This window comes from Enterococcus sp. LJL90, assembly GCF_056924355.1.
Map to the genome: position 1 here is coordinate 440687 of NZ_JBXPBQ010000002.1, position 24437 is coordinate 465123.

The following is a 24437-nucleotide window of genomic DNA, read 5'->3' on the forward strand; positions in this document are numbered from 1 at the left end:
TGAGATGGCTTTAGGAAGTCGATTAGTATTTTTTCTTTGTATTCTATTGACCTGCTACACTGCAGAAAAATACCAGCAAACCACTGTCCCCGCAAAAGGACCCAGTCCGATTGCCCGGGTCTTCTATTCTGCTTTTTTAAATTATTTAGCTTTTGTCGTAGCTGGCATCAGTTTTATTTGGATGTACCAAAACATCCGAATTCCCGGAACTGAAGAAGTCATTCCAAGAGTTCTGGCAGGCATTTTAGCTCTAATTTTTAGTGGTATAACTCTTTTTGCTCCTAAAAATAAAAAATTGCTGACCAGCAGCTTGAAAAAAATGATGCTTAGTGTCGTCTTTTTACTAAGTCTAGCAGTTTTCCCTGCAAATGCAGCTGGTTCTTTTAACGAGTTTCTTTTGCAGGTGGTTGTCTATGGCGGGATGTATTTTATTTTCAGCATCGCATACAGCGGTGCTTTAGACCGGATGGCGATGGCCGACATCCCAGCATTTATTAAAGGACTGCCACTAGCAATTACTACGCTTTTTCTATTCTATTTGAGCTTTTCTTTCTTCAATGGCATCTTTTTCGGTTATTTATTTTAAAGCTAAAAAAATTGCGTCGCTGCTTTAGACAACGGCGCAATTTTTTATTATTTATTCAACGCCCACTCGACAGCTTTTTGTGAATGTATTTTTGTGGTATCAAAAACCTTTACCGCCACATCTTTAGCTTGAATTAATAAACCAATTTCTGTACAGCCTAAAATAACCCCAGTCGCCCCTTTTTCTGCAGCCACTTGAATCAGCTTTTGGAAATAATCTTTTGAATCGGCGCGAATTTCCCCATGACAGAGTTCAGCAAAAATAATTCGATTCACCTGCTCGACCTCTGAGGCTTCAGGAATAATCACCTCAATTCCTTCGGCAATAATCCGTTCCTTATAAAAATCTTGGGTCATCGTGTACTTTGTGCCAAGTAATAAAACTTTTTTTACCGCTTGCTTTTTAAGTTCCGCAATTGTCGCATCGGCAATGTGCAACAGCGGCAGTTGGCTCACCGCTTCAATTTGCGGAGCAACTTTATGCATTGTATTGGTACAAATGACTAAAAAGTCAGCGCCTGCTGCTTTCAATTCGTGAGATTTTTGACCCAGCACTGCTCCTGCCTTTTGCCAATCATTCGTTGCTTGCAGCTTTTCGATTTCTGCAAAATCAACGCTGGCCAGTAAAATTTTAGCTGAATGCAGTCCTCCTAAGTGCTGATTGATGAGCTGATTGATTTCTGTATAATACGTTACTGTACTTTCCCAACTCATGCCACCTAATAAACCGATTGTTTTCATAAGCGCCTCCTAAAACTACCTTAGTTCTTTAAGCTTACCTGCTTTTTGCAGTTTGGCAAGTAAAAACTGATTTAAGGAAATAAACTAATATTTTTCTCATTGCTATTTATGCTATACTCAAAAAGAGAGCGTTATCATTTTTTTGAGAGAGGGAATCGCTATGAGCCAAAAATTTAAGGATTACTATGATTATTCATATTGTGAGGAACTGGCTGAGAAATTTACGAGGGTCTACCCAGATTTTGACACTAAAAAATTTATTGAACAGCTAACTGATTTGGAAAATTTGGCCTTCAATGACCGGCAAGTTCTCATCGCTGAAGCTTTAAAGGCCAGCCTGCCTCTTTCCTATGAAGAGACAATTGCCGTTTTCACTAAAATTTTAGGCCCTGAGCTTAAAGGCAGTCTGGGAATGTTTACTGAAGGTTATTGGCTGTGGCCGTTAGGAAAATATGTGGAACTCTATGGAACAGTCAATTTTGCTGTCAGCACTGAATTTGCAAAAGAATTAACCAAGCGCTTTACTGGCGAATTTGCCATGCGCCCATTGATTCAAGCACAGCCAAAAAAGGCCATGGACTTATTGATTACTTGGAGTACAGATGACAATCAGCGGGTGCGTCGTCTAGCCAGTGAGTGTATTCGCATTCGTCTGCCTTGGGCCAAAAAAATGACCATCGCTTTGGATTATTTTCCAGAATACACAGAAATCTTAACAAACTTAAAGGATGACCCAGACAAATCCATTCAAAAAAGTGTCGCCAATAATTTAAATGATCTCTATAAAGAGGACCCGGAAAAATTTTCTGAAATTATTTCCGCCTGGTCTACTACAGATTTAAGCAAAGCGACCGCATGGATTATCCACCACGCTTCCCGCACAAAACGAAAAGCTGAACAAGCTAAAAGCTAAAAGAAAACGACCACAGAAGATTAGGTGAAGCTCTAATCTTTTGTGGTCGTTTTACGTGGGATTCCTTTAAAAAATTGTTTCAAGGAAACCCGATAATTCTCTAGTCTTTGACTGCCTAAAACAGCAGTCAACAGAAAACTTCCTGCTAACAACAAGAGAAAACCGAAAAAATTAATTTTAAAATCGCCAAAATTAAGTGTCCGCAAGCCCCTGATTAAAAAGCCATGAAGCAGATAAACGGTCAATGTATGACGACCCCAATTCGTAAAGAACTTTTTTTTCGTTGGGATTAGGCTTAAAAAGCTGAAGATGCCCACTACACCTAAGCTCAAAACAATCCCCCGTACGATTGCCCCCAATTCGGGAATTGACAGAAAATCATCATAAGGCTTTGAACCAAAAAGCTAGTATTTATTTAGCGATTCATTGACTTGAATGAAAATATAAATACCGATTAGAAGCACCAACCCCTTGACACGAGCGGCATTATTTTGAATTTTTTTAAACACCTGCGGCGATAAATAAAAGCCTAATACAAAAAACGGCAGAAAAACTAATGTCCGCTGCAAGGTTAGTTCACGATTGATAAAAGGCAGATAGCCTGCAGTAATGGCAATCAAGAAGGCTAAGATAAACCCGAGTAATGGTGGAATTTTTCCAAAGATAAAAAGCAGCAGATTCCAAAAAAACATCGACAAGAGAAACCATAAGGACCAATGGGGAATCGAAAGATCAATTTGAAAACCCTGCGAACCTCCAACAGCCCAATCATACAAAGAATAAATAATTTGAAAAATAAAATAGGTAGGAACAAAGGTCTTAAAGCAGTTCAGTAAATACCTTGGCCTTTGATATTTTTTAGAAAAGAAACCGGCAATCAAAATGAAGGCTGGCATATGAAAGGTAAAAATCGTGTAGTAAATATCCCGATAAAAATCGCCATCTTCAATAAATGGCTGCAAAAGATGACCAAAGACCACCAGCACCATCAAAAAAAACTTGGCATTATCAAAATAGCTATCCCGCTCCTTCATACTTCCCCTCCTCAGCCTTTAATTATCACATACTTCCATTATAATTTCCTGTGAAGAGGGCACAAAAAATAAGAATTAACCGTTGCTAATTAAAATCAACCATATTGCCCCGAAAGCGCAATGGGAGATGGCTCATCTGGGCTCTGGGGTTGATGCGTTCTTTGATAGTCACCGCTTCAAGAAAAGTCCGCCATTGTTCCTGCTTTTCCCGTTCGATGGTATTTTCGGGAATATTGGGAGCCTGGACACCTTCCATTAAGGTGGTTTGCCCTTTTTCAATCACTGCTAATAATTGTCGGGTCTCATCATAAATCATCAAAGTTTCCAATGGATAACGTTCAGCAAAGTGCGGGCAAATATACGGCAAAGAAAAATGTTTGGGATTGATTTTGCCAAATAAAATGTTACCGACATATTCAAAACGCAGGAAGCCTGTCAGTAAATGTGCTTCACCATACAAGGCTTTAATGGCTTTTTGCAAATTTAAAATCGCCGGCTGGCCGATAAAGTTTTCTAACGAATCTTTAGTTTGTAAGGCGATTTCGATTGCCTCTAACAGGCAGACCTCTTTATTAGCTGCAGAAGAATAAAAACCATCTTGAATAAACTTTAAATTGCTGGCAGTCAACCTTTTTTGTAGGCGGGAAAAAATTCTTTGCGCTAGCTCGGCTTGTGTTTCAATCATTTCTTTGACAAATAAGGTAATCGTTGTATCTTCGGTTGGGTAAATTTCTCCAGGAAACTGGCGCCGATTAAAGGCCGTTAAGACAACGGTCATAAAGCCGGCAAAGCTGCCATCATATTCCCAAACTTCAGCTGTCTTTTCCATCTGCAAGCTCCTCTCACTCTAATTTGCCAAAAGCAAACGCTGTTCTTTGGCTTTTTGATATTCAAATTTTTCAACATCAAAGAGGCTTAACTGTTCACCCGCACTTTGAGTGTTCAAGCTTTTTAAAACTTGATATTGCTTGGAGGAAATCAACGAACCAATAATCCATTCTGGGTCGTGAATTAAGCCGGCAACAGTCTGATTGCCGCACTTAATAAAATACTGAGCCCGTTTCATGACGATGCCGATTTTTTTTAAATCGGCGACATGCAGCGTGTAATATTTGCGGGCCTTCAAAATATTTTTAGCCCCTTTAGGACCAATCCCGGGAATCCGCAGCAATAAATCATAGCTGGCTGTCTGAACATCCACTGGAAATAGCTGGTAATTTTGAATCGCCCAATTGGCCTTGGGGTCCAAATATAAATTGAAATTTGGCTTATCTACTGTCAAAATTTCATCCGCTGAAAATTTATAAAAGCGCATCAAAAAATCGGCTTGATATAAACGATGCTCCCTTAATAAAGGCGGCTCACTATCAACCGCCGGCAGTAAATTATCTTGATTAACTGGAATATAAGCAGAATAATAAACCCGTTTAAGCTGATATTTTTGATATAAATTTTCGGCAATTTTTACAATTTGCCGATCATTTTCTGGCGATGCGCCGATAATCATCTGAGTCGACTGTCCAGCCGGCACAAAATTTTGCCGGCGGCGTATCGCTGGCACTAACGAATTTTCATTTTTGGTCTGGGTTATTTGTTTCATCGGCTTATAAAGTGCGTAAGGATCCTTGTCCGGGGCCAGCAATGACAAGCTTTCCCGTGAAGGCAGCTCAACATTGACACTCATCCGGTCAGCGAGATAGCCTAACGTGTCGATAAGTTTTTCATCCGTCCCCGGTATCACCTTCACATGAATGTAACCACGAAACCCTTTTTCATTCCGTAAAATTTCCAAGGTTTTAATAATTAACTCAGTGGTATAATCTGGATTTTTAATAATTGCTGAGCTGAGAAACAGACCTTCTATGTAATTGCGCATATAAAAATCCATCGTCAAATCGGCGACCTCTTGCGGTGTGAAGGTCGCCCGCGGGATGCTGTTCGATTTGCGATTAATGCAATAGTGGCAATCAAAAATACACGCATTGGTAAATAATAATTTTAATAAGGAGACACAGCGGCCATCCGCCGTAAAGGAATGGCAAATGCCGGCCGCTGCCGTGCTCCCAACTGTTCCTTGTCGTTGATTATTTTCAACACCGCTGCTGGAACAAGACACGTCATATTTTGCGGATTCTGCTAAAATTTCAATTTTTCTGGCTAGCTCCATATCTATCCTCTTTTCCAAAAAAACGAACAAATGTTCCCTTTTTGTTTATTGTAATGGATATTGAGCAAACTGTCAAAAAGAAAAAGGCTGTGCCATTAGTTAAAACAGAACCAAACTTTATTAACAATATCTAGTAAACGCTCTTAGATATTGTCAAGTTGCGACGAGGACCTATTGGACCACAGAAGCACACACTCTCTCTGTCTTGTGGACCCACTGGACCACAGAGAAAAAATATAGTTTGGGAGCTCATCTGTTAATTGACTAATGCCACAGTCTCTGAAAATTATCCTAAAAATTCAAAATTAATATCATCGTTTGAAGTATACACTTCAATCGTTTTATCACCGCTACCGCCATTGCCTAAAGTATTGCTACCATTTGAGGTATCTGAGGTCACCGTATAATCACTGCGTTTGCCCCGTAGGTAACCGTCAACCATTCCGTTACTTGTCTTAGCGACGAGGGACTCTGTTAAAATTAAATCATCTAAATAAATTTCATCATTGCTTGTCGTTAAATAGGCTGAACCGATGCGAGAAGAATCTAAACTAATTTGCCCATTACTGGTAGTTGCCATCAAGGATTCCGCAACTTTATCGTCAGAAAAAGTAATTTCGCTGTTACTAGTTTCTAAATTGGCATTCTGACTGACTACATTGACAATTGAAATATCGCTGTTACTGGTTTTGATGTTTAAATCCTCCAGCGCCGCTTGCGAAATTTCCACATAGACGGAATTATCCCCCAACTGGAAATTATTTAAAAAAGAGGTTAAGAAAGCAGACCAATTTTTATGTTTGACTAACACTAACTCGCCGCCATTTTGCTCTATCTCGTAACGGTACTTATTATTTTCCATGTAACTGATGGAAACATAAGGCTCATCCCCATCAATCGCTTCTAAATAAACTTCTGAATTTTGATCTTCAATTGTCAATGAGCTAAGTTCCTCATAGGATTCATAAACTTTTTTGTCTTGACTAACACTTTGATTCAACTGAAAACCTGCCAATAACACAGCTCCAACTAATAACAATCCCACCACTATCTTTTTCATTTTCTCGCCCCCGCTTCATTTTGATACCCTACTATTAGTATACCTGAGCACGGTAGCCAGCAGATTGGACCTAAGACTGATTTTCTCTTACGCAATCAGACTGAGTGATCAATTTATTTTGAAGTAAACATTTGTTAGCATTTTCATACTCGATAAAAAAATTTAGGTAAACTATCTAAGAGATCTCAAAAATTTTTAGGAGGCAGTATTCATGTTTAAAGAATATGGAAAACTCAGCAGTTTGATGTACGAACTGACAAAACCCGTTGGCAGTTCACTAAATGGTGATTTGGAGTATTATTTAGAAAAATTGCAAGCCATCAAGGGCCCCATTCTGGAGGCCGGCGTGGGAACTGGTCGCTTGTTCATTCCCTTTTTGCAAAAGGGACTTAAAATGGAGGGGCTGGACTTATCGCATGAAATGTTAGCCCAATGTCAAAAAAATCTGAAACAGGCTGGCCTCACAGCTTCAATTTGGCAGGCTGATTTAACCAATTGGTCCGCAGAAAAGCAATACGCGGCAATTATTATGCCGACTGGCAGTTTTTGCCTACTGCCTAATAAAAAAGTCGAGGCAGTCTTAGCCAACTTTTATCGACAGTTACAGCCAGCTGGCAAACTGATAATTGATTTAGAATTACCGGTGTGGTATGACAAAAACCAGCTAGACCTTCGGGAAATTCCGATTGATGACACATCAGGAATTCTCTTTACGGGAACGCCGCAACAAATTGACTGGCAACAGCAAAAAACCAGCTACCTGCACCGTTATGAACTAGTCAAAAACGGCACGGTGCTGGAAACTGAGCTTTCGCATTTTGAACTTGCATGGTACGGCTTGCGGGAATTCAGCCTGCTTTTAGAAAAAGTGAATTTTAAAAATATTCATTATGAGCTTAATTATAATAAACAAGCAGCAGGTTCATTGGTTACTTTTCTTGCAGAAAAATAAGAGAACCAGACTGAGTTTTTCGATAGAAATTTGATTGAGACTTCAAGGTATTCCGATTGATTTGCGAAATGTCTTAACAATTCGTGATGCAACAAAGTAATAGCTGTTTTTTAATTTTATCCTGTACCTCAAATTTTTATAAAAAAGTAAGTTTACAGCTACTCCCAAAAGTTAAACCAAAAATCTATTTTTTGAGGCCACTTCAGTTTGTCTCATATCAGCAAGTCTCTTTTTGAAATTGTCTTTTTTCTTCCATTAAATCAGCTAAGTAACTATCTTTTTCAAGCGTGGCTAAAGCGGCTTCCCCTTTGGTAATTAACGTCTCATCTTTATCAAAAATCCCTTTTCGCACCATGGTGAAATAATAAAAATGATACAATTCTAACTTTTTTGCTAAAGTCAGGGCTCGTTGATTCAATTTTTCAGCCTGCAGATAATCCTTATTACGAATAAAAAGGCTAGTGAGGTTCAGATACACCGTTAGAAAATAACTCTGCAACGGTGCAAAATCTTCATAACGGGATAGTTCCCTAAGAATCCTCTGGCCAATAGCTGACGCTGTTTCACTAGGAAAGTAAACGACAATCGTGCTGGCCATTTTTAATTCTGATAAGGTCCATCCATTCATTTGGTTCAACCGCTGCCAAAGTTGCGCCAACTTTTGTTTTTCAGGTTCCTTTAGGTCATCAGCGGCAAGATTGGGCGCAGCTAGCATAACCTCTGCAATCAGTTTAATTTCCCTGATTTGAAAATCAGCTTGTTGTTTTAGGTAGTCTTCTGCCAGCTGAATCACGCTGTTCAATTCTTCTACATAGCTATCGTCAGGTATTTGGGAAAATTTTGCTAAAATTTTTTTCTTAGAATTGTCTCTTTGCAGCAAAAAAGCCAACTCATCAAAACTGACATCTAATCCATCTAAAATATGGACTAGCGAATGATAACTAGGGCTGTTTACATTATTCTCGATTTTTGATAAGGTCATCCGCGCCATATAATCGCCACAAATTTGCTTTTGCGACAATCCTTTTGCAGTTCGGATTTCTTTTAGAACGGTGCCGATTGGCTTTTTAGTCATGGCAAACTCCTAAGATAATTTTTTTCATTATAGCAAAAAAACTGAAATAAAGTCATAACCACAAAATTATTTCAGCAATAAAATATTTCAATTTTTCTGTAAGATAAACTCGGATTATCCCCAAAATTATCATTGGGAATTTTTAATATAGGATGAGTACCATTCTGTTAACAAAGCTAAAATTATTAGCTTTCTTTCTTGTTTTTGGTTCTCCTTCGTTTTTTTCCTCCCTGAGGATTCTCGAAACTCGCTTTGTGATTTTTTTTCTTTGCTGCTTGTTTTCGCTGCATCATTTTTTTTTGATGCTTCTTTAACTGAACTTTTCTAAAAATTACGATTGACAGAGCAACTAGAATTAATCCTGAAAGAACACCAATAGCAATATAGAGTAAAGTATTATCCGAAGTGGTTGTAAATACTTCGTTGTTGACCTGTTGAGCCTGTTTTGCCGTGATTGTAAAAGGTTCATTTATCGTCCACTTATGTTCTTGATCATCAGCCAAAGTCATTTCCAATCGATATTCGCCCGCTTCTAATGGCTTAGTGGTTCCTGTATCACCGTTAAAGAAAAATAAATCAAAAACTGATTCCGGTGCAATACTACCTTTGGAAATCTCTCGTGAAATCAAAGGGGTATCTGAACCATCCTGATAAATATGTCCACTCATCGTAACATTTTTAATAGTTGTTTTGGTTGGGTTTTCTAGTCGAACAGCAATTCCAGCATTATTGGTAATATTTTCTGGATTAATGCTGTCAAAAACTACTTCAGGTATAACTGGGTTATCATTCTCTGATAAAACCAATCCTAAAACATAATCATACTGACTTGTAATTTGATTATCATTAGATGACTCATCAGAAAAATCTTTTTTTATATGTATGCCGCCCAACATCACACCATCAAAAGCATCTGTTGGAACGTTGATTTCAAAACTAATAACCCCTGCTTTTTGAGGAGGAATCTCAATTTCTTTTGGATAATTGATAAACTCTGAAATCGGTGTTTGATTGTTTGAAGTCTCTGGAATTTCAGAACTACCGTAATCAATTAATAGATTGCCATTCGTTTGTGCCGTGTTAACTTCTACAAAATACTTCTGTGTTTCATCGGAATAGTTATTCACTTGAACCTCAATCGTTTGTGTTGTATTGGGTTCAACGCGCAAATCAAAGTAAGACAAGTCTTGATTTTTCTGATTGTCTGGCAAGATTGCTTTGATACTATAATCAACCGCCGTACCCTCAGTAGCATTGACTTGATGAATTGGTAGTATGAAAAGCAAAATTACTAAAAAAGTATGTAAAAATTTGTTTTTTTTCAAAATATATCCTCCAAATAATAAAGAACAAGAGACTGTGACCTACGTCTCTTGTGCAGAATTTTTTTGAACTAATTGGTAATCAAGTCTTGAGATGTGACATAAGTCTTTTCGCAGATAGACTTTTAATCCTTATAAATGTCTCGGTTTAATCAGCGAATCAAAAAAAGACAATAGCTTTTCTAAACTTTTAATAGGAATATTTATTTACTAAGTTTTTTATTACGGTTTAGATGCTTTTTTCTGTATCAACTTATGTCACCTTCTCAACTCGTTTTATTCAACCTAATCTTCAAAAAATTCTATTTGACTAAAGTCACAGTTTCTTGAAATCATTTTAGATGGCATTGATTGCTGTATAAGTAATCGTACCATTATAGGTTTTTGCTTCAATATTGTTTGTTGCCAAAGTCAATTCTGGTGTGTCTAAAGTGTAAGCTTTTGTTCCGACTGGAAGTGTAGCAGTTTCTTCGATTACTCTGCCGGTAGCAGTTAAAACTTCGGTTTGACCGATTTTCAATGAACTTCCAATACTATCAAGTGTTGTTGCTTTCGCTTCTACTCTCCAAGGAGAAGCTGCAACGGCTGCATCCCAAGCAGCAGTGGCTGCATCGATTTCAGCTTGTGTTGCAGTCTTATCTGGATCAGCTACAACTTCTGCAATTTTGTCTTTAGCAGCGATGATGCTTGCCGCACTTGGACGAGAATCTTTGATTGTCATATCTTGATCATAAGTTCCGCTGAAAGTTGGATTTACACCGGCTAAACTATCTAACGTGTGGGAGCCAAAATCAATGTTAGAAACATTTACTAAAGAAAATGCACCTGGGTCTAAAGGTAAATCTGTATCAGGATCAATAGCAAAGTCAGTGATAGTTAATTGCGTTGTACCATCCTTTGTACTTACTGTTGTTTCAGCAGCATATGCTGGTGTCGTTACCGCCAATAATCCTAATCCTGCAATAAGTGTAATACCAAATTTCTTTTTCATATTCTTTGTTCCTCCGTTTATAATAAATATTTTTATCAAATAATTGATAACGATTTAAGTTTCGGCGTTTATCATACGCCAATAAGCTGTTGCCTGATATTTCCCGATGGTGGCACCTTCGCCAAAAGAGATAGTTATATTTTCTTTCGGTATATGGTATTCTAGCCAGCCTCGATTATGATTTGATACAGAACTTAAAATAGTCTGATAGTCGTCACTGATAGTAGAAGAATAAGAGCCCGCAGTTAAACCGTTAATGTCCTCACCAATCGGCTCTCCTTTTCCAACTGTAAAATTACTCTTCGGTAGTGTGGCAATCTGCTGATTTTCAAAATCGCCAACTTTTACTTGTAAGCTCCATGATTTTGAAATAACTCGTTGATCGAAAATTTTTATTGATAAATCTTCTGCCGCCGGGAAATTTACATCTGTGGTTGTTTGTTGATGGGAACCAAAGTCTAAATTATTAACCTCATAAATTCGAGGATTTTCCTCATTCAAAGGTATAATCGTCAGTGAACTCTTTCCTTGTGATGCTAATGCTCTGATTGGTACACAACCTAAAAATATTAATAAAACTGCAACAAATTTTTTTCCTTTTTTCATCCATCACCACCTCGCCGTTTATTTTTTTTGAATAAGTACAACCCAATGACTAAGCTAATTGTGCCCAAAAAGGCGAGTGAAAAGCCGGCAATCTCATTGGTTTGGGGGAGTTTTCCTGTTGTTGGTAAGTTCGTTCCATCCCCAGAAACCAATTCGATGGTTAACTGACTTTCAACGCTATTATTAGGATTTTCTGCTGCAAACACAGGTAGCTGAAAGCAAAAACTCATGAGGAAAGCCAAACAGCTAACAATTACTATTTTTTTTATCATTTCTATATACACCCCTCCTTGTTCCTTATGGAGCATCCATAATCGTCCATGTGATGGTCCCTTTATAACTGCCCACACTATCTTGATCACTTAAATTTAATAAAAGTCCCTCACTTGCAGCAAAGTCATATTCCTGATTCATTTCAAGAGAGACGGCATTCAGATTCAAAATTACATCGTTTTCTTTAAAAACAAAATTCGTTGCGGGTAGACTACTTTTGTCTGATGCAATTTGTGATGCAGAGACAGTAACCCTACTTGTAGAGATAGGGGCGGTTGTATCCCGGGCTTTGATTATCATGGATTGCTGGCGATTTTGCGGTTCAGGCTTTGTTGGTAGTTCTGTCAGGCTATATTGCCAGCTATAATCATCCGTTATTGCTTCAAAGCCTTTATATCCTTCAATTTCAAATTTCATCTCTCTGCTACCAATTGCTCCATGGGCATCAGTTAATGTAACTTCCAGGGTATTCTCACCCCGAAGAAAATAATTGTCTTCTGCTAAGAGATCAATTGCTGTTGTTTGAGTCCATGGGACATCTTGCCCTTTTGCATCTACTAATGTAGCGGTTTGGATAGTCTGTCCATTAATCGCTAAACTCATTTGTAGTTCGTTTTCTGTCGCATCATCATCGTGATATGCCCACCTAAAAGAGAGTGTGTCGATGTAGTCGCTATAGCTACTCTTATCAAAAATAATCTCATCCACTATCGGCGCATTATTTCCTTTTTTAATCCAAAAATAACTAATATCGCTTTGAATGGCAGTATCGGCAGTGTCTGTTCCATATCGTCCAGAGATTGAACTATAAAAACCGGTTTTTTGAGTTGTTAGCCCTGTTGCTGTCGGCAAAGTCAATTTAACGCTTAAGCTACCTCCAGTCTTAGGTACATAAAGATTAATCCCGTTTAAAGAAATATTTCCTTGACTGTCAATCGTCGCTGTTGCTGGCATTTCTGTACCACCATTGATTGCATAAGTGACTGCCAATTGGCCAGTAGTTGGAATAACAAAAATGCCTGGATTGATTTTTCCCTGCCAACTTGAAATTGTATAGTCTCTTTCAGAGCTAACTAAATCAAAGGTAGAATTAATGGTTAGTGTCTCTCCACTAGTGAGGTACTTATCAGTCATTTCAGTGTTTCTATCTACAGAAATTTCCGATTTTGATGGATTGTAGAGCTGATTTTTTACAGTCGCATCATTTTCTACTGGCGTCTCTGTGAAAACAAAGCGGGTTGTTCCTTTTAATTTCCCATTAGCTGAAGTAAAGCCCCAATATGCCGTATTATTATTTGCGCTTAGGTTGAGATAAGCTTGTAATTCTGCTTCACTGATTAGGATTGGTGATGTTTGTGTTCCGTTTGCTGGATTACTAAGGTAATAAGACAAACCATATCCAACCTGATATTCAAAGCGAAATTCATACCAAGTATTACTTTGAACACTTGACAGAGACTGGCTACCTTCAACTCCGATGCTGGTATAGTGTTTTTGCGTCGCTACTCTCGGCTGACCGAGCAGAGTTGTCCAAGAACTACCATCATACGGAATGTAAGTGTTGGTATTCCCCGGAAAAGAATAAGCCATATGGCTAGGATTGGTTGAAGATAAACCTAATCGATTGTCGAAAGCGTTGGAGTCAACTCGGTTATTATTATTCATATCAAATTCCACAGCTATAGAATTTTGAATAGCTTTCTCAGCAGGATTACGATAAGACTGCAAGATGTTATCTCGAACTCCTTGATTAGCACCATACACGCCTAAGTTTTGTCCGTCTTGGCTAGTCACTGCAGAGGTTATTGAACGTGTCTTCCTTGAATCATTGTGGATGACAAAAGCTAGACCATCAGTATTAGCTTTATCAAAGTTAATATAGACCCTTCCACTGAAATTAGTTGAAAAATTTAATTTTTGATATTCTGTTGAAAAAATCGATAACCAATTATTCGATCCACTCAAACGGATTTCATCGTAGGGGCGGTTATCATTGGTTCCATCGGTTGGATATTGTGGAACAATTACATTTTGTGTAGTTCCAGAACCCGAGCCAGCAACATTGACTGTGTCAAATACGCCAGCTAAAGCTTTAGCTCCATATGGAATAGTTGTTAATCCAGCACCGGTCAAGCTGTTATCTCTAGCACTCATATCCACTTGACCAGTTGTGACAGACGCCGTAGGAACGACTATTTGAGGTGCTGATGAAACTGAATTTGTTATTGCTTCATCAACATCTGTTGCCGTTTTTGAAACTGATTCGCTAGCTTGAACCAATCCAGCATTACTGATAAAGACTAATACTGAACTAGCCAACAAACTGACAACCAATCCCTTCTTTTTTTGATTTTTCATTTTAACCTTCCTTCTAGTGCTTCATTAATTAAGTCTAATGATTTTGAATGAATTGCTCTTCTTCAAAGGGGGCAAATTTTTCACACAGTATTTTCGAAAGAGCGTAACCTTTCCGCCAGCTTGTAGTCAGTGAATCTTCGTCAGCTGTCACTTTCATCAGCTTCATTTTAAGTTTTGAAATAATTTGTGAAAGCTGAGCCAAATTAGATTGTGTGACACTACCGCCCCATAAAGCACTCGCTAAATCTTTTCGTTTTATTGTTTGCCCCTTAGCCCTATATAACAGAACAAAAGTCTGTCGTTCTTTCTTCGACAAATTGCTTAAAAAATTTTGCAATCGGTTTGTCTCATTCTCTTCTGGTTTTCCATAAAAGAACGTCGGAGCTAACAAAGGTAGCGTCTGCTCCTGTCTGCTAGCCGACTTAGCTAGTTCCTCACGTAATTCTGCTAAAGAAATCTCAGGAGATAACCAAGTAATTTCCGAATTACTATTCTGAAAGCAAGTTTTTGTTTCATCAATTGAAGATTCTTCTACCCGAAAAAGTTGTAAGTCCTTTGGGGAAAATCTTTCGATTAACAAACCAACAACCTGATTGGTTAAACTTTCAGAAAAAATGATTACATCGAAAAAAGAAAGCCAATTTTTTTCTTCTTGTTTCACTACTAATTCTATCGCTGAACTAGAGCAGAGAACCTCATGTCCTAACTTCTCCAAATTCCTTTGTAATTCGCCTTCTGCTGAAACGCATTTTGTCAAAATTAAAATTTTCGTCATCATTTCACTTCTTTCAAGCTTCTTGTATCAATCAATCCGCAAAGAGAAATGAAACTACCAAAAACATCTTTTCATTTTCTATGCACATTTTTTGAGTCAAAAATGTTTATCAAATTCTAATACCCCCGACAAAACAAAACACTAGACCTTCAATAAATTCTCATTTTTAATAAAACTTGAATAGCGAAGGGTAAAAAAAACAATCAACTCCTTTGTTTAACAAAATATTACTACAAGGTTTTTTTTTAAACGTTTAATTGAAACCGTTTTCTTTTCAACTTGAGGCATTTTTATATTTTTTTTTTTGACATGTGCTAGTATAAACTATCAAAAGTAGAAGGTTGAAAAGAATGAATGTATTTATTATTGATGATCAGTTTACAATTCGAAATAAAATAAAAGATACGGTTGAAGAATTAGCTTCTCCGACTATCTTAATCACAGAGATAGCCATTGTACAGGAGTTTTATAACGGATTGCCTAACATGATTATTGAAGACGACGACTTTTTCTTTTTGGATATTGACTTGAAAACTTACTTTACCGGAATCGATTTAGCCGAACAAATTCGTTTGAAAAATCAGCAATGTTTTATTGTTTTTATAACCGATTTTGAATCAAAAGGGCTGGAGGTTTTAAACAAGCAAATTTTCCCCCTTGGTTTTCTACTAAAAAGTCAGGAGCGTAGTCTATTTAAAGCTACAGTGAAAAATATTTTGCAAAAAGCTGGCATGATAAGTCAAAAAAGACAAAAAAAAAGACACATCCTTGTCTTTAATAATTTTGAATCAGACATTTTATTACCAGAGAGCAATATTTTTTATATCGCTACTGTCCCTGGTTTTAAACAAATGCTAATTGTGAAACACCTACAAGGTGAGTGTATGGTCCAAGAGAAACTGAACTCTGTCAAAGGTAAAATCCATAGTGAATACTATTTCAAAGAGTTAAAGTCTTTTATCATTAATCTAAATCTAGTTCAACGGATTAGTATTAGTGAGGGGAGTGTTCAATTTGTTGATGGTAGTTATCTAGAAATCGGTAAAGCAGGAGCGCGTAAAACAAAGAATTATTTGAAAGGACTTGGCATTGGTGAATTTTGATTTGATGATTGCCTCGTATGCGGTAAATTATCTAGTGATTGTCTGGAGTATATTTTATCGGAAACTCCTTTCTAGCAAACAATCATGGATTTTATCATTATTTTTGCTCCTGACCACTTTCATTGGTGTTTACACAAATGATCGTTACTTATTTTTGAATATCCTATTTTTTTTCTTTTTACAATATTTGATGATGCAACGTTACATCAAAAACTGGCTACTGCCAGCAGTTGCATTAATTCTTGAATATAGTTTAGTTGCCATTGTGTGGTTTTTTACTTTCCACTTTCCTAGAAGGGTTTTCGCATTGTTCAATATGACTATCGAATATAAAATGCTAGTGCTGACTATTTTACAAGTTTTTCTAATCCTCCTGCTAACCTATTTTTTAAATAAATTGGATATCAAATACGACGCTTGGAATTCCCTCAATGACATCCATAAAAAATATACTAAACTAGGTATCGGTACTTTCCTTTTATTTCAGGTTCTAATGTTGTTGCATCTTTATATCGCATTGCGTGGAAAATTTACTACTCTAGTTTTAATACTAGTCCTGATTTTTGTGATTGCGGCCCTTTTGATATCTGTCTTAACTTTGATTAATAAAAACTATCAACAGAAGAAATTTGTTGAAAATCTAACTCTCTCCATCGATGAAGAAAAAGAAAATTTTCAATTAGCTAGAGAATATCGCCATGATTTCAAAGGGATTTTAACTGCAATGGATGAATATTTGAGTAATGAAGATATTGCTGGAGCGCAGCTTTATCTTCAGGAAATTTTGAAAAACTCTCAGCAATACTTAAAGAGTTATCATTACAATCAAGTCATTATGATTCAAAATACAGCAATCCGCGGCTTGGTAACGGAATTTATTCGCCGTTGTGAAGAAGATGCTATTACTTTAAGCTTAAAGATTGACCCTTTGAGCAGCTTGCCAGCAATGTCGCTAATTGATTTTATTCGAGTACTGTCTATCATCATGAACAATGCATTGGAAGCAGTGGCAACTGAGCCCGTCAAAGAAATCGCCGCCTCTTTTGAACACAAAAATGGCGGCCTTGTCATCAAAATATCAAATCCCGCTTGCAAAAAATTAGATCTCACTACTATCTTCAAAAAAGGCCATAGTACTAAAACAGACCATTCTGGATTGGGGCTTTGGAATCTAAAGAAAATCCTTGGCAGCTATCACAATTGTTTTTTCTTCTTAAGTCAGGAAAACAATTTTTTCACAGCCAAACTAATCCTGAACGATTAAAAGCCGCAGTCTATCATTCAGCAATTTCCTTGCTGAGAATAGACTGCGGCTTCTGATTTATTTTTACTATATTTAACATGCTAGCCAGAGCTATCTGCTTTAGTCAGAATGTTTTGCAATTAACACAAAAATTCCTCTATAAAAAATTTTCGGGCTATTACTGGCTTAATTACTCAATGAAAAAAATTTATTTTCAAAGACCTATTTTAGTTGTCAGAAAGTTCAATTTCTGCTGCCAATTTCGCATTAATCTGCTTAATTTTTTTCCGTGTATGGTCCACGTAAAAAACCGCAATATTTGCCACCTCTGGCACGGCTTTTTGATAAGCAATTAGCCGCTCTAGCTTCAAAACGAGCTCTTGTTTGTTTCCCTGAACTGCGGCCGCCAAAATCTGCAGATGGAGATAGCGAATCAAATGGACTGTGTACCAATTTAAGCGGGGATTGTTTTCCATCAGTTCTCGAATAGCCACCAGCTCCTCTGGTAAGTCTTGAAAATCTTGTCTATGGGATGTGTTCATGGAATAATTCACGAGGTTTAGCATATAGTGGTCGGCCCAGTCAGAAAAATAATCTTGATAACGCAAAAAATTACTTTTAAAGCGAGGAAGTAAGAGGCGACGAGTCTCCCGATCAAAGCAGCCACTGAGAAAGCCAAAATTTTCCAACTCCCTAAGTCCCCAGCTCTCAATTTGCAGGAGATAATTTTGCATAAATTGATATTCATGGTTAAATTCTGGCGGCAAACTTAACTCCTGTTGCCAACTAGTTAAGATATTGTAATGGACTAAATAAGCGTAAAAGCGCTCTTCCTTTTTAGAGCTGTCTTTGTATTGCTGATAAAATGCCATGGTGGCCCCATTTGATTTCGAAAAGACATCAGCTGAATCCTCCTGCATTAATTTTGAAACATAGAGATCGAGATTTTGCGGCGGCAGCTGATTGCGTTGATTATGCAAAAATAAAAATTCATCGACCGAAAAGATACCGATATTGTATAATAGCTGCGTTAGATTTTCGATACTGATTTGATTTTCACCTGACTCGAAACGATAAGCTGTCGTACGGCTGATTATTCCACCATACACTTCCATGACTTGAAAGCCCCGCTGAATTCGCAGATCTCTAAAAGTTTCCCCATAAGTTGCCATTGAATCACCTCTCTTTGTTTCAAAAATGAAACAATGATTTTCTTCAGTTTACGCTAGCCACCCCACAAAAACAATCCAAAATTTTTTTATTTTGAAAAGATGGACGTTTAGAGAATTCGGGAGTTTGAGAAAAATATCTAAACAATCAATTCCTCCTGATTGCTGAAAAATTAGTTAAACTTTTTAGTGTTAGTAAGTTTTCTATGACTGGCTATTTCCCCGCAAAAGCCGGCTGCTGATAATTATTTTGGCAAAAAAATTCCAATGCTCTCCTGAATTCAAGTAGGGTTATATACAAAAAAACCAAGACACCGATTGCTTCAGTATCTTGGTTCATCATTATTGAGTAGTTTAATTACCGCTGGCCGTGGTATCCTCAGGAATATTTAATTCTCCAAAGCGATCAAAGGGCCACATCGCAAATTTCGCATTTGCGGTGATCGATGATTCTGGAATTGGACCAAAGTAGCGACTGTCCTTGGAATTTTGGCGGTTATCCCCCATCACAAAGTAATAGCCCTCAGGTACGGTGATTTCTGCAAAATCCTCCGTTAATTGTTCTCCATAAGCTAACTCGCTTTTGTATTCATCTAGATAAGGCTCATCAACTGCCTCACCATTTACATATAAAATATCAGCTTGATAGGTGATGGTATCACCTGGCAGACCAATTACGCGTTTAATATATTCTTCCCCTTCATGACCTTCATCGGGAGCATCTAAAGCCACAATATTAAAGCGATTGACACCGCCAACTTTTAAACTAAAGAGCCATTCGCCATCCTGTAGCGTAGGATTCATCGATTCGCCGATAACAATCACCGGTGTGAATAAAAAAGCTCGAGCGGCGAAAACCACTATCACTACAATTACTAACCAGAGAATATCGCGAATATTATTTTTTATCCAATTCATTTGTCACCCTACATTTCTTCTTTTATCTAAATAATTATAGCACTCTTGTTAAAATCAGCAAACCAAATTTCTAGAATTTGACAGATAATTAATCCGCAAAACCTAAGTAGCATAATTTTCAAACTTAATGAGAGTGCCCGCTTCAATCCTCAGCTCTTTTTGGCAGATTTTTTTCAAGAAAAAGCGGTCATGGGAAACTAATAGCAAGGTACCGGAATAATTTAAAAGAATTTCTTCGATTTCTTCTCTAGTGGCAATATCCAAATGGTTGGTGGGCTCATCCATAATTAAAAAATTGATTTCTTTTTGCAGGATTTCTAAAAGTGCCAAGCGCAGTTGCTCACCACCGGATAAATTTTTAACTCGTTTAAATACATCGGTCGCATAAAAACCAAATTGAGCTAGTTTCCGACGCGTTTTTTCTTCCTCGCCAATAAATTCTTGGGTGTAGGAAAGGAGTGTTTCAGGGCTGTCTTTAGTAGGCAGGATTTGTGGCAAATAGCCGACTTTGACAGAAGCAGCGAGTTTAACGGAGCCTTCGTCAGCAGCAATATCATTTAAAATAGCTTTAATCAAGGTACTTTTGCCACTACCATTTGCTCCTTTTAAAGCCACTCGTTCACCGCGGAAAATCGTGAAATTCGCATCTGAAAATAATAGTTCTTCCCCGCCGAACAGAGCCAAATCCTGTACAGTCAGGATTTCTTTGCTGACTTTTTTGGTTGTTTTGACATCGGCCAATTTATTTTTATGTTCTGTCGGCGCTTTGATTATTTCAATCTTAGCTAATCGGCGCTCTAGCTCTTTGGCTTTACGGAAGAAATCTTCGTTATCCCCTTCGTGGCCCCACTGGCGGAATTGGCGAATTTGTTTTTTCAGCCGTAAGATTTCTTTTTGCTGCAGCTCAAAGTTTTTCTGAATTTCGGCAATGCGGGCTTTTTTCAGCTCGATAAAGCGTTCATAATTACCGGGATAGTCAATCAGCTTGCCTTCTTCAATCTCAAAAATTTGATTGACTGTACGATTTAAAAATTCCCGGTCATGACTAATCAAAACATAGCTTTGCTTAGTATTTTTTAAATAATTTTCTAACCATTCAATTCCAGCTAAATCCAGATGGTTGGTGGGCTCATCTAAAAATAAACAGTCGGCTTCGGTCAATAAAACCTTCGCAAGTTCTAAGCGCAACCGCTGACCACCGCTTAATTGATTGACACACACGTCAGCTTTATCCCCTAATCCAAGACCTTTTAAAGTAGTCGTGATTCGATCACTTAACGTATAGCCGCCCAATTCTTCATAGGTTTGTTGCAGGCGACCGTATTTTTCCAGTAGCGAATCAAAATCAGCCTGAGGATTTGCCAGTTCTCTTTCAAAGTGCCGCATTCGCTGAGCAACATTTTCAATCTCAGTAAAGTTTTTTAATAAATAGGCCTCCACTGTTAAATTAGAATCCATTTGAATCTGAACTAATTGGCTGATACGAATTCCTTTTTGGCGGCTAACTGTTCCGCCATCGACACCCTCTTCACCAGCTAAAATTTTCAGCAGGGTTGATTTACCACTGCCATTTGCACCGACTAAGCCAATTTTGGCACCTTGGTTAATCGTGATGGAAAGTTCGTTGAAAAGCGGATCTCCGCCGAAATTTTTGTTTAATTTATTGCCTTGAATAATCATTTGTCTGCTCCCTTGTCAGACCATCAAAAAAAGTCATGGAAAAATCCATGACCTGTTATCTTTTTTATCGTAGTATATGTACGAGAATACTTTTAATGGTCATTGATTTACTTGTTTTATGCTATTTTTAGACACACTTCTCCCTAAAACAGTCCAAGTGAAACCAATTGCATGGCTAAAACTGACATGATATCTTTGATAATTATCAATGTTTGTTATTTTTAACCAGCGTCCCATCTCTGTATCCTCCTCTCTGAAAGTTTAAGTTAATTTTAGTATAGCAAATTTCATAAAAAGTGCAAGCTGTTCAACACCTCAATGCAGCCATTTAAAATGCTGAATTGGATAATACACCAAACGGACAATGCCTAAAATATTGTCACCGCTCACAGCTCCAAAAGAACGGCTGTCCTTGGAAGCCCGCCGATTATCCCCTAACACGAAGTATTGATCCGTACCTAAAGTCGTCGAACCAGTCAGCTCCTCTAATGTAAAATTGGTTGTATAAGGAGCGTTACTGGCGGTATCCCCCTGCTGATTATTCGTTAAAAAATCTTCGGAAACTATTTCGCCATCAATTAAAAGCTGATCATTTTGGTAGCTGACACTTTCACCGGGTAAGCCAATGACTCGTTTGATATAAATCCGACCATCTGGTTCTTGAAAAACGATAATGTCAAAGCGATCAACACTGCTGATGCGCTCCATCGTCACCATATCGCCTTGACTCAAGGTGTTTTCCATCGAATTGCCAACCACAGGTACTGGAATCAATAAAAAGCCACGAATCACAAAGGCCAGCGCAATTGCGACCACGGTCAGTTTAACAATTAGCCAAAAACGCCCCCATACTTTATTTAATTTGGCCCGCTTTTCTGGCGGCAGTTCCTTTTTAGGAAAACGTGATCGCCAATTTTGGCGAACTGTTGTCCACCAGGATTTAAATTTATTGATCACGCAGCCTGCCTCCTTTTTTAGCGATTGTTTTCGGTATATTTTTCCCAAAGGGCATCAAAGTCATCCATATTCTCAACATAATGGCCTTCAATTTCCAAATAGCTGGAGATTTCATGATAATCGCTGGATTGTTTGGGAAATTGAATATCATTACCAATCTCATTGGCTAACTTGGTTTCAGTAATTTTAGTATTAGGACCTCTTAACGTCATTACATAATGATAAAAACTGCGCTTCATCCGTTTCTTCCCTTCGTTAAATTTTACCAGTTTGCTTTGAGGAACTGCTCTCTTCTGGCATGATTTCGCTGAAAGTTCTCAGGATTTTTTTTATAATAATCCTGATGATAATCCTCTGCTAGAAAAAATTTTTGCGCTGGTTCAATGGCTGTGACAATCGGCTCTTTAAAGCGACTACTAGCTGCTAGTTCGGCTTTGCTGTTTTCAGCCGCCACCCGTTGTTCTTCATTGAAATAAAAAATCACTGGCCGGTAATTGTCGCCACGATCTTCAAATTGGCCCAAAGCATCTGTCGGGTCCGTTTGCTGCCAATAGATGTCGATTAAATCAGAAAAACTGATTTTCTCCGGGTCAAAAATAATTTCAACCGCTTCAGTATGACCTGTCTCATGGGATTTAACTTGTTCATAGGTTGGATTTTCAACGTGTCCACCGGTGTAACCGGAAAAAATCGATTGAATGCCCGGCAGCGAATCAAAAGGCTGAATCATACACCAGAAACATCCGCCGGCAAAAATTGCTCGTTCCATCACTATCTCCTCCATCACTCTTCGCTATCTGTCGTTGAGTCTGTTGAGCCGACTGTTTCCCCCGGCAAATAAATACTCAAACGCAGCTCATCATCAATTAAATTAATTCTCTCAGCCCGCAGCCGCAAGCCGCCCACATCAAATTCATCAAGATGCAAGATGACCGTCTGATCGTCAGCATTAAATTCTACCCAGTCGGGAAAATCAAAATTGCGTCGCACCATATTTAACATATCTGTAATCGGCATATTTAAAGCGCCAATTGACAAACTGGTGGCCCGCAATTGAACATTGCCGTTTTCTAAAACATATGGATCAAAGTAAAAATAAAAGGTAATCGGAAAACCGAATAGTGTGAATTGACCGGTCAAGAGTGCTTCATTGTCTAAATAAAAAGAATATGTTACCTCTTGCCCTTGTTGAAAATCTTCTAAGTAATGATCAATCAAGGCATTCACATGTGCTTTATCCGTATTAACTGACAAGAGGGCATCTCCCGTTGGAATGTCGGTCTCGACAAGATTCGTCGCATCTTCTCTGGGCTCAAGCACCCGCATGACGACAAAAATCCCGCTGCCGACAACAATCGCCAGCAAAGCAAAAAAAGCAAGTTGCCAAGGATTGAGCTTTATTTTTTTTGGATTTTTGGGTCCGCCATTTTTTTTGATTTTCCCTAATGATTTCTGGGGATTTTCTTCAACCGGTTGCTCTTGCTCATGATTATTGACTTGTTTCACTTGGCACTCCCCCTTCAGGCATCCACAATGCTTCTGTATCGATTAATTCATTGCGTACAGCATTGGCGATTAGCTGATAGCCTAAATTGTTTGGATGAAAATTATCGCCGTCATATAATGCATTGTTGCTGGTACTTCTGTTGCTAGAATCAATTGTAGAGGACTCTGCTGTGCTGGATTCAACCGTTGACGAAGAGGTCGTTTCAGCCGTATCTAAAGTAGCGGCCGAATCCATTTCCTCATCAGAAACATCTTCTCCAACGCCAACATTCCCGTTGACTCCTTGATACAATAAATCATTTACCGGAATAAAGAAAGCATTCGCCTCTGCTTCGACAATTTCTTCTGTGCTGACATTCCAATTATCAAAAATTGTCTGGATTTCCGTGATTTCCGAAAAAGTTAGGTAATACGGATTGTAAATGCCAACAACATAAATCGGCGCCGTGCCATTTTGCTGGCGAATCAGGTCAAACATTTCCTCAAGGCGCCCTTGGTATTCCTCCATTGGCTCGGTAAAAGTCTCCACGCTTAGATTATTAAAAAAATTTTGCTGAAAAACCCGCAGCAAATCATTGCCACCGACGGTCACTGTGATAAAGTCAGCGGTCTGCAAACTCTCCTGTAGGTCGCTATCATTGGTTAAGCGTTTATTAATTTGATCGCTGCGCTCTCCCGCAACGCCAAAATTACTATCATTAACCGTTCTAAAGCCATAATAATCTTCTAAATTATTGGCCAGCAGATGAACAAAGCCCCCTTGATTGGTGACATCGCCAACGCCTTCTGTTAAAGAATCCCCGACCGCTGTATAATTTAGCTCTGTTCCCGCATTGGCTTCCCTGACTTCTTCAGAGGCGACATTCCAACGGGGCTGGGCCTTTGGTACCAATTGATTTAAAATGATAATCGTCAAACCTAAGACCACTAAAAAAGCCATGATAATTATCAATATTTTTTTATGAATTGTTTTCATTTTTCGCCACTCAACTTCTTTGAAATCGATAGA

The 24437-nt window shown here is 38.1% G+C and carries 27 protein-coding genes; 5 read left to right on the forward strand and 22 right to left on the reverse strand.

Going from position 1 to position 24437, the window contains the following annotated elements; translation table 11 throughout:
• The first annotated feature begins 4 nt into the window (after nucleotides 1–4).
• Complete coding sequence (locus AC1Z3S_RS06970; protein ID WP_461739748.1) at nucleotides 5–586, forward strand: hypothetical protein; 582 nt, start codon at nucleotides 5–7, stop codon at nucleotides 584–586.
• 47 nt (nucleotides 587–633) lie between these two features.
• On the opposite strand, the gene AC1Z3S_RS06975 is transcribed toward AC1Z3S_RS06970, so the two are convergent.
• Nucleotides 634–1326 (reverse strand): aspartate/glutamate racemase family protein, encoded by a 693-nt coding sequence (locus tag AC1Z3S_RS06975; RefSeq protein WP_461739749.1) that lies wholly within the window; start codon nucleotides 1324–1326, stop codon nucleotides 634–636.
• A gap of 160 nt (nucleotides 1327–1486) precedes the next feature.
• Here AC1Z3S_RS06975 and AC1Z3S_RS06980 point away from each other — a divergent pair, with 160 nt between their 5' ends.
• A complete protein-coding gene (locus AC1Z3S_RS06980) occupies nucleotides 1487–2239 on the forward strand; it encodes a DNA alkylation repair protein (RefSeq protein WP_461739750.1) in 753 nt (250 codons plus the stop codon).
• A 32-nt stretch (nucleotides 2240–2271) separates the two neighbouring features.
• Here the strand turns inward: AC1Z3S_RS06980 and AC1Z3S_RS06985 are convergent, their stop codons facing one another.
• The 5 genes from AC1Z3S_RS06985 to AC1Z3S_RS07005 all read right to left on the reverse strand — a co-directional run bounded on the left by AC1Z3S_RS06985 (nucleotide 2272) and on the right by AC1Z3S_RS07005 (nucleotide 6500).
• On the reverse strand, nucleotides 2272–2571 hold the full coding sequence (locus AC1Z3S_RS06985; protein ID WP_461739751.1) for a hypothetical protein: 300 nt from the start codon (nucleotides 2569–2571) through the stop codon (nucleotides 2272–2274).
• Between the two features lie 72 nt (nucleotides 2572–2643).
• The gene (locus AC1Z3S_RS06990; protein ID WP_461739752.1) at nucleotides 2644–3273 is read right to left on the reverse strand and encodes an acyltransferase family protein; all 630 of its coding nucleotides are present in this window, start codon (nucleotides 3271–3273) and stop codon (nucleotides 2644–2646) included.
• An 85-nt stretch (nucleotides 3274–3358) separates the two neighbouring features.
• Nucleotides 3359–4102, reverse strand: coding sequence for a TIGR03915 family putative DNA repair protein (locus AC1Z3S_RS06995; protein WP_461739753.1), 744 nt, complete (start codon nucleotides 4100–4102; stop codon nucleotides 3359–3361).
• 18 nt (nucleotides 4103–4120) lie between these two features.
• Nucleotides 4121–5440, reverse strand: coding sequence for a putative DNA modification/repair radical SAM protein (locus AC1Z3S_RS07000; RefSeq protein WP_461739754.1), 1320 nt, complete (start codon nucleotides 5438–5440; stop codon nucleotides 4121–4123).
• Nucleotides 5441–5726: 286 nt separating this feature from the next.
• A complete protein-coding gene (locus AC1Z3S_RS07005; RefSeq protein WP_461739755.1) occupies nucleotides 5727–6500 on the reverse strand; it encodes a DUF4097 family beta strand repeat-containing protein in 774 nt (257 codons plus the stop codon).
• 211 nt (nucleotides 6501–6711) lie between these two features.
• Between AC1Z3S_RS07005 and AC1Z3S_RS07010 the strand changes: the two genes are divergently transcribed.
• Nucleotides 6712–7452, forward strand: coding sequence for a class I SAM-dependent methyltransferase (locus AC1Z3S_RS07010; protein WP_461739756.1), 741 nt, complete (start codon nucleotides 6712–6714; stop codon nucleotides 7450–7452).
• A gap of 217 nt (nucleotides 7453–7669) precedes the next feature.
• Here AC1Z3S_RS07010 and AC1Z3S_RS07015 read toward each other — a convergent pair whose 3' ends face one another.
• From AC1Z3S_RS07015 to AC1Z3S_RS07045, 7 genes are all read right to left on the reverse strand, one after another.
• Nucleotides 7670–8527: a helix-turn-helix domain-containing protein gene (locus tag AC1Z3S_RS07015; protein ID WP_461739757.1), complete on the reverse strand. Its 858-nt coding sequence runs from the start codon at nucleotides 8525–8527 to the stop codon at nucleotides 7670–7672.
• A gap of 185 nt (nucleotides 8528–8712) precedes the next feature.
• The gene (locus AC1Z3S_RS07020; protein WP_461739758.1) at nucleotides 8713–9852 is read right to left on the reverse strand and encodes a WxLIP family cell surface protein; all 1140 of its coding nucleotides are present in this window, start codon (nucleotides 9850–9852) and stop codon (nucleotides 8713–8715) included.
• Between the two features lie 334 nt (nucleotides 9853–10186).
• On the reverse strand, nucleotides 10187–10840 hold the full coding sequence (locus tag AC1Z3S_RS07025; RefSeq protein WP_461739759.1) for a hypothetical protein: 654 nt from the start codon (nucleotides 10838–10840) through the stop codon (nucleotides 10187–10189).
• Nucleotides 10841–10894: 54 nt separating this feature from the next.
• Nucleotides 10895–11446: a WxL domain-containing protein gene (locus AC1Z3S_RS07030; protein ID WP_461739760.1), complete on the reverse strand. Its 552-nt coding sequence runs from the start codon at nucleotides 11444–11446 to the stop codon at nucleotides 10895–10897.
• Entirely contained in the window at nucleotides 11443–11718 is a 276-nt protein-coding gene (locus AC1Z3S_RS07035) for an LPXTG cell wall anchor domain-containing protein (RefSeq protein ID WP_461739761.1), read from the reverse strand. The genes AC1Z3S_RS07030 and AC1Z3S_RS07035 overlap by 4 nt, the downstream gene beginning before the upstream one ends.
• 25 nt (nucleotides 11719–11743) lie before the next feature.
• Nucleotides 11744–14038, reverse strand: a complete 2295-nt coding sequence (locus tag AC1Z3S_RS07040; RefSeq protein WP_461739762.1) for a hypothetical protein — start codon at nucleotides 14036–14038, stop codon at nucleotides 11744–11746.
• A 73-nt stretch (nucleotides 14039–14111) separates the two neighbouring features.
• The gene (locus tag AC1Z3S_RS07045) at nucleotides 14112–14738 is read right to left on the reverse strand and encodes a helix-turn-helix domain-containing protein (protein ID WP_461739763.1); all 627 of its coding nucleotides are present in this window, start codon (nucleotides 14736–14738) and stop codon (nucleotides 14112–14114) included.
• A 464-nt stretch (nucleotides 14739–15202) separates the two neighbouring features.
• Here AC1Z3S_RS07045 and AC1Z3S_RS07050 point away from each other — a divergent pair, with 464 nt between their 5' ends.
• Nucleotides 15203–15955 carry a LytTR family transcriptional regulator DNA-binding domain-containing protein gene (locus tag AC1Z3S_RS07050; protein ID WP_461739764.1) on the forward strand — a complete coding sequence of 251 codons (753 nt, stop codon included), beginning with the start codon at nucleotides 15203–15205 and terminating at the stop codon, nucleotides 15953–15955.
• Entirely contained in the window at nucleotides 15945–17219 is a 1275-nt protein-coding gene (locus tag AC1Z3S_RS07055; RefSeq protein ID WP_461739765.1) for a sensor histidine kinase, read from the forward strand. The genes AC1Z3S_RS07050 and AC1Z3S_RS07055 overlap by 11 nt, the downstream gene beginning before the upstream one ends.
• A gap of 206 nt (nucleotides 17220–17425) precedes the next feature.
• On the opposite strand, the gene AC1Z3S_RS07060 is transcribed toward AC1Z3S_RS07055, so the two are convergent.
• From AC1Z3S_RS07060 to AC1Z3S_RS07100, 9 genes are all read right to left on the reverse strand, one after another.
• Nucleotides 17426–18370, reverse strand: a complete 945-nt coding sequence (locus AC1Z3S_RS07060; protein WP_461739766.1) for a hypothetical protein — start codon at nucleotides 18368–18370, stop codon at nucleotides 17426–17428.
• Nucleotides 18371–18721: 351 nt separating this feature from the next.
• Nucleotides 18722–19285 carry a signal peptidase I gene (gene lepB / locus AC1Z3S_RS07065; RefSeq protein ID WP_461739767.1) on the reverse strand — a complete coding sequence of 188 codons (564 nt, stop codon included), beginning with the start codon at nucleotides 19283–19285 and terminating at the stop codon, nucleotides 18722–18724.
• A gap of 102 nt (nucleotides 19286–19387) precedes the next feature.
• Nucleotides 19388–20965: a ribosomal protection-like ABC-F family protein gene (abc-f, locus tag AC1Z3S_RS07070; RefSeq protein WP_461739768.1), complete on the reverse strand. Its 1578-nt coding sequence runs from the start codon at nucleotides 20963–20965 to the stop codon at nucleotides 19388–19390.
• A gap of 99 nt (nucleotides 20966–21064) precedes the next feature.
• On the reverse strand, nucleotides 21065–21202 hold the full coding sequence (locus AC1Z3S_RS07075; protein ID WP_461737520.1) for a hypothetical protein: 138 nt from the start codon (nucleotides 21200–21202) through the stop codon (nucleotides 21065–21067).
• A 78-nt stretch (nucleotides 21203–21280) separates the two neighbouring features.
• Nucleotides 21281–21850: a signal peptidase I gene (gene lepB, locus AC1Z3S_RS07080; RefSeq protein ID WP_461739973.1), complete on the reverse strand. Its 570-nt coding sequence runs from the start codon at nucleotides 21848–21850 to the stop codon at nucleotides 21281–21283.
• 89 nt (nucleotides 21851–21939) lie between these two features.
• A complete protein-coding gene (locus AC1Z3S_RS07085; RefSeq protein WP_461739769.1) occupies nucleotides 21940–22161 on the reverse strand; it encodes a YozE family protein in 222 nt (73 codons plus the stop codon).
• A 23-nt stretch (nucleotides 22162–22184) separates the two neighbouring features.
• Nucleotides 22185–22691: a peptide-methionine (S)-S-oxide reductase MsrA gene (msrA, locus tag AC1Z3S_RS07090; RefSeq protein WP_461739770.1), complete on the reverse strand. Its 507-nt coding sequence runs from the start codon at nucleotides 22689–22691 to the stop codon at nucleotides 22185–22187.
• A gap of 14 nt (nucleotides 22692–22705) precedes the next feature.
• Nucleotides 22706–23428 (reverse strand): YpmS family protein, encoded by a 723-nt coding sequence (locus AC1Z3S_RS07095; RefSeq protein WP_461739771.1) that lies wholly within the window; start codon nucleotides 23426–23428, stop codon nucleotides 22706–22708.
• The gene (locus tag AC1Z3S_RS07100) at nucleotides 23412–24404 is read right to left on the reverse strand and encodes an SGNH/GDSL hydrolase family protein (protein ID WP_461739772.1); all 993 of its coding nucleotides are present in this window, start codon (nucleotides 24402–24404) and stop codon (nucleotides 23412–23414) included. The genes AC1Z3S_RS07095 and AC1Z3S_RS07100 overlap by 17 nt, the downstream gene beginning before the upstream one ends.
• Nucleotides 24405–24437: the final 33 nt, after the last annotated feature.

Bases quoted from the DNA above. Each gene is read 5' to 3' on its own strand.
- AC1Z3S_RS06970 (WP_461739748.1), top strand. From the start codon at position 5: ATGGCTTTAGGAAGTCGATTAGTATTTTTTCTTTGTATTCTATTGACC.
- AC1Z3S_RS06975 (WP_461739749.1), bottom strand. From the start codon at position 1,326: ATGAAAACAATCGGTTTATTAGGTGGCATGAGTTGGGAAAGTACAGTA.
- AC1Z3S_RS06980 (WP_461739750.1), top strand. From the start codon at position 1,487: ATGAGCCAAAAATTTAAGGATTACTATGATTATTCATATTGTGAGGAA.
- AC1Z3S_RS06990 (WP_461739752.1), bottom strand. From the start codon at position 3,273: ATGAAGGAGCGGGATAGCTATTTTGATAATGCCAAGTTTTTTTTGATG.
- AC1Z3S_RS06995 (WP_461739753.1), bottom strand. From the start codon at position 4,102: ATGGAAAAGACAGCTGAAGTTTGGGAATATGATGGCAGCTTTGCCGGC.
- AC1Z3S_RS07000 (WP_461739754.1), bottom strand. From the start codon at position 5,440: ATGGAGCTAGCCAGAAAAATTGAAATTTTAGCAGAATCCGCAAAATAT.
- AC1Z3S_RS07005 (WP_461739755.1), bottom strand. From the start codon at position 6,500: ATGAAAAAGATAGTGGTGGGATTGTTATTAGTTGGAGCTGTGTTATTG.
- AC1Z3S_RS07010 (WP_461739756.1), top strand. From the start codon at position 6,712: ATGTTTAAAGAATATGGAAAACTCAGCAGTTTGATGTACGAACTGACA.
- AC1Z3S_RS07015 (WP_461739757.1), bottom strand. From the start codon at position 8,527: ATGACTAAAAAGCCAATCGGCACCGTTCTAAAAGAAATCCGAACTGCA.
- AC1Z3S_RS07025 (WP_461739759.1), bottom strand. From the start codon at position 10,840: ATGAAAAAGAAATTTGGTATTACACTTATTGCAGGATTAGGATTATTG.
- AC1Z3S_RS07030 (WP_461739760.1), bottom strand. From the start codon at position 11,446: ATGAAAAAAGGAAAAAAATTTGTTGCAGTTTTATTAATATTTTTAGGT.
- AC1Z3S_RS07035 (WP_461739761.1), bottom strand. From the start codon at position 11,718: ATGATAAAAAAAATAGTAATTGTTAGCTGTTTGGCTTTCCTCATGAGT.
- AC1Z3S_RS07050 (WP_461739764.1), top strand. From the start codon at position 15,203: ATGAATGTATTTATTATTGATGATCAGTTTACAATTCGAAATAAAATA.
- AC1Z3S_RS07060 (WP_461739766.1), bottom strand. From the start codon at position 18,370: ATGGCAACTTATGGGGAAACTTTTAGAGATCTGCGAATTCAGCGGGGC.
- lepB (WP_461739767.1), bottom strand. From the start codon at position 19,285: ATGAATTGGATAAAAAATAATATTCGCGATATTCTCTGGTTAGTAATT.
- abc-f (WP_461739768.1), bottom strand. From the start codon at position 20,965: ATGATTATTCAAGGCAATAAATTAAACAAAAATTTCGGCGGAGATCCG.
- AC1Z3S_RS07075 (WP_461737520.1), bottom strand. From the start codon at position 21,202: ATGGGACGCTGGTTAAAAATAACAAACATTGATAATTATCAAAGATAT.
- AC1Z3S_RS07085 (WP_461739769.1), bottom strand. From the start codon at position 22,161: ATGAAGCGCAGTTTTTATCATTATGTAATGACGTTAAGAGGTCCTAAT.
- msrA (WP_461739770.1), bottom strand. From the start codon at position 22,691: ATGGAACGAGCAATTTTTGCCGGCGGATGTTTCTGGTGTATGATTCAG.
- AC1Z3S_RS07100 (WP_461739772.1), bottom strand. From the start codon at position 24,404: ATGAAAACAATTCATAAAAAAATATTGATAATTATCATGGCTTTTTTA.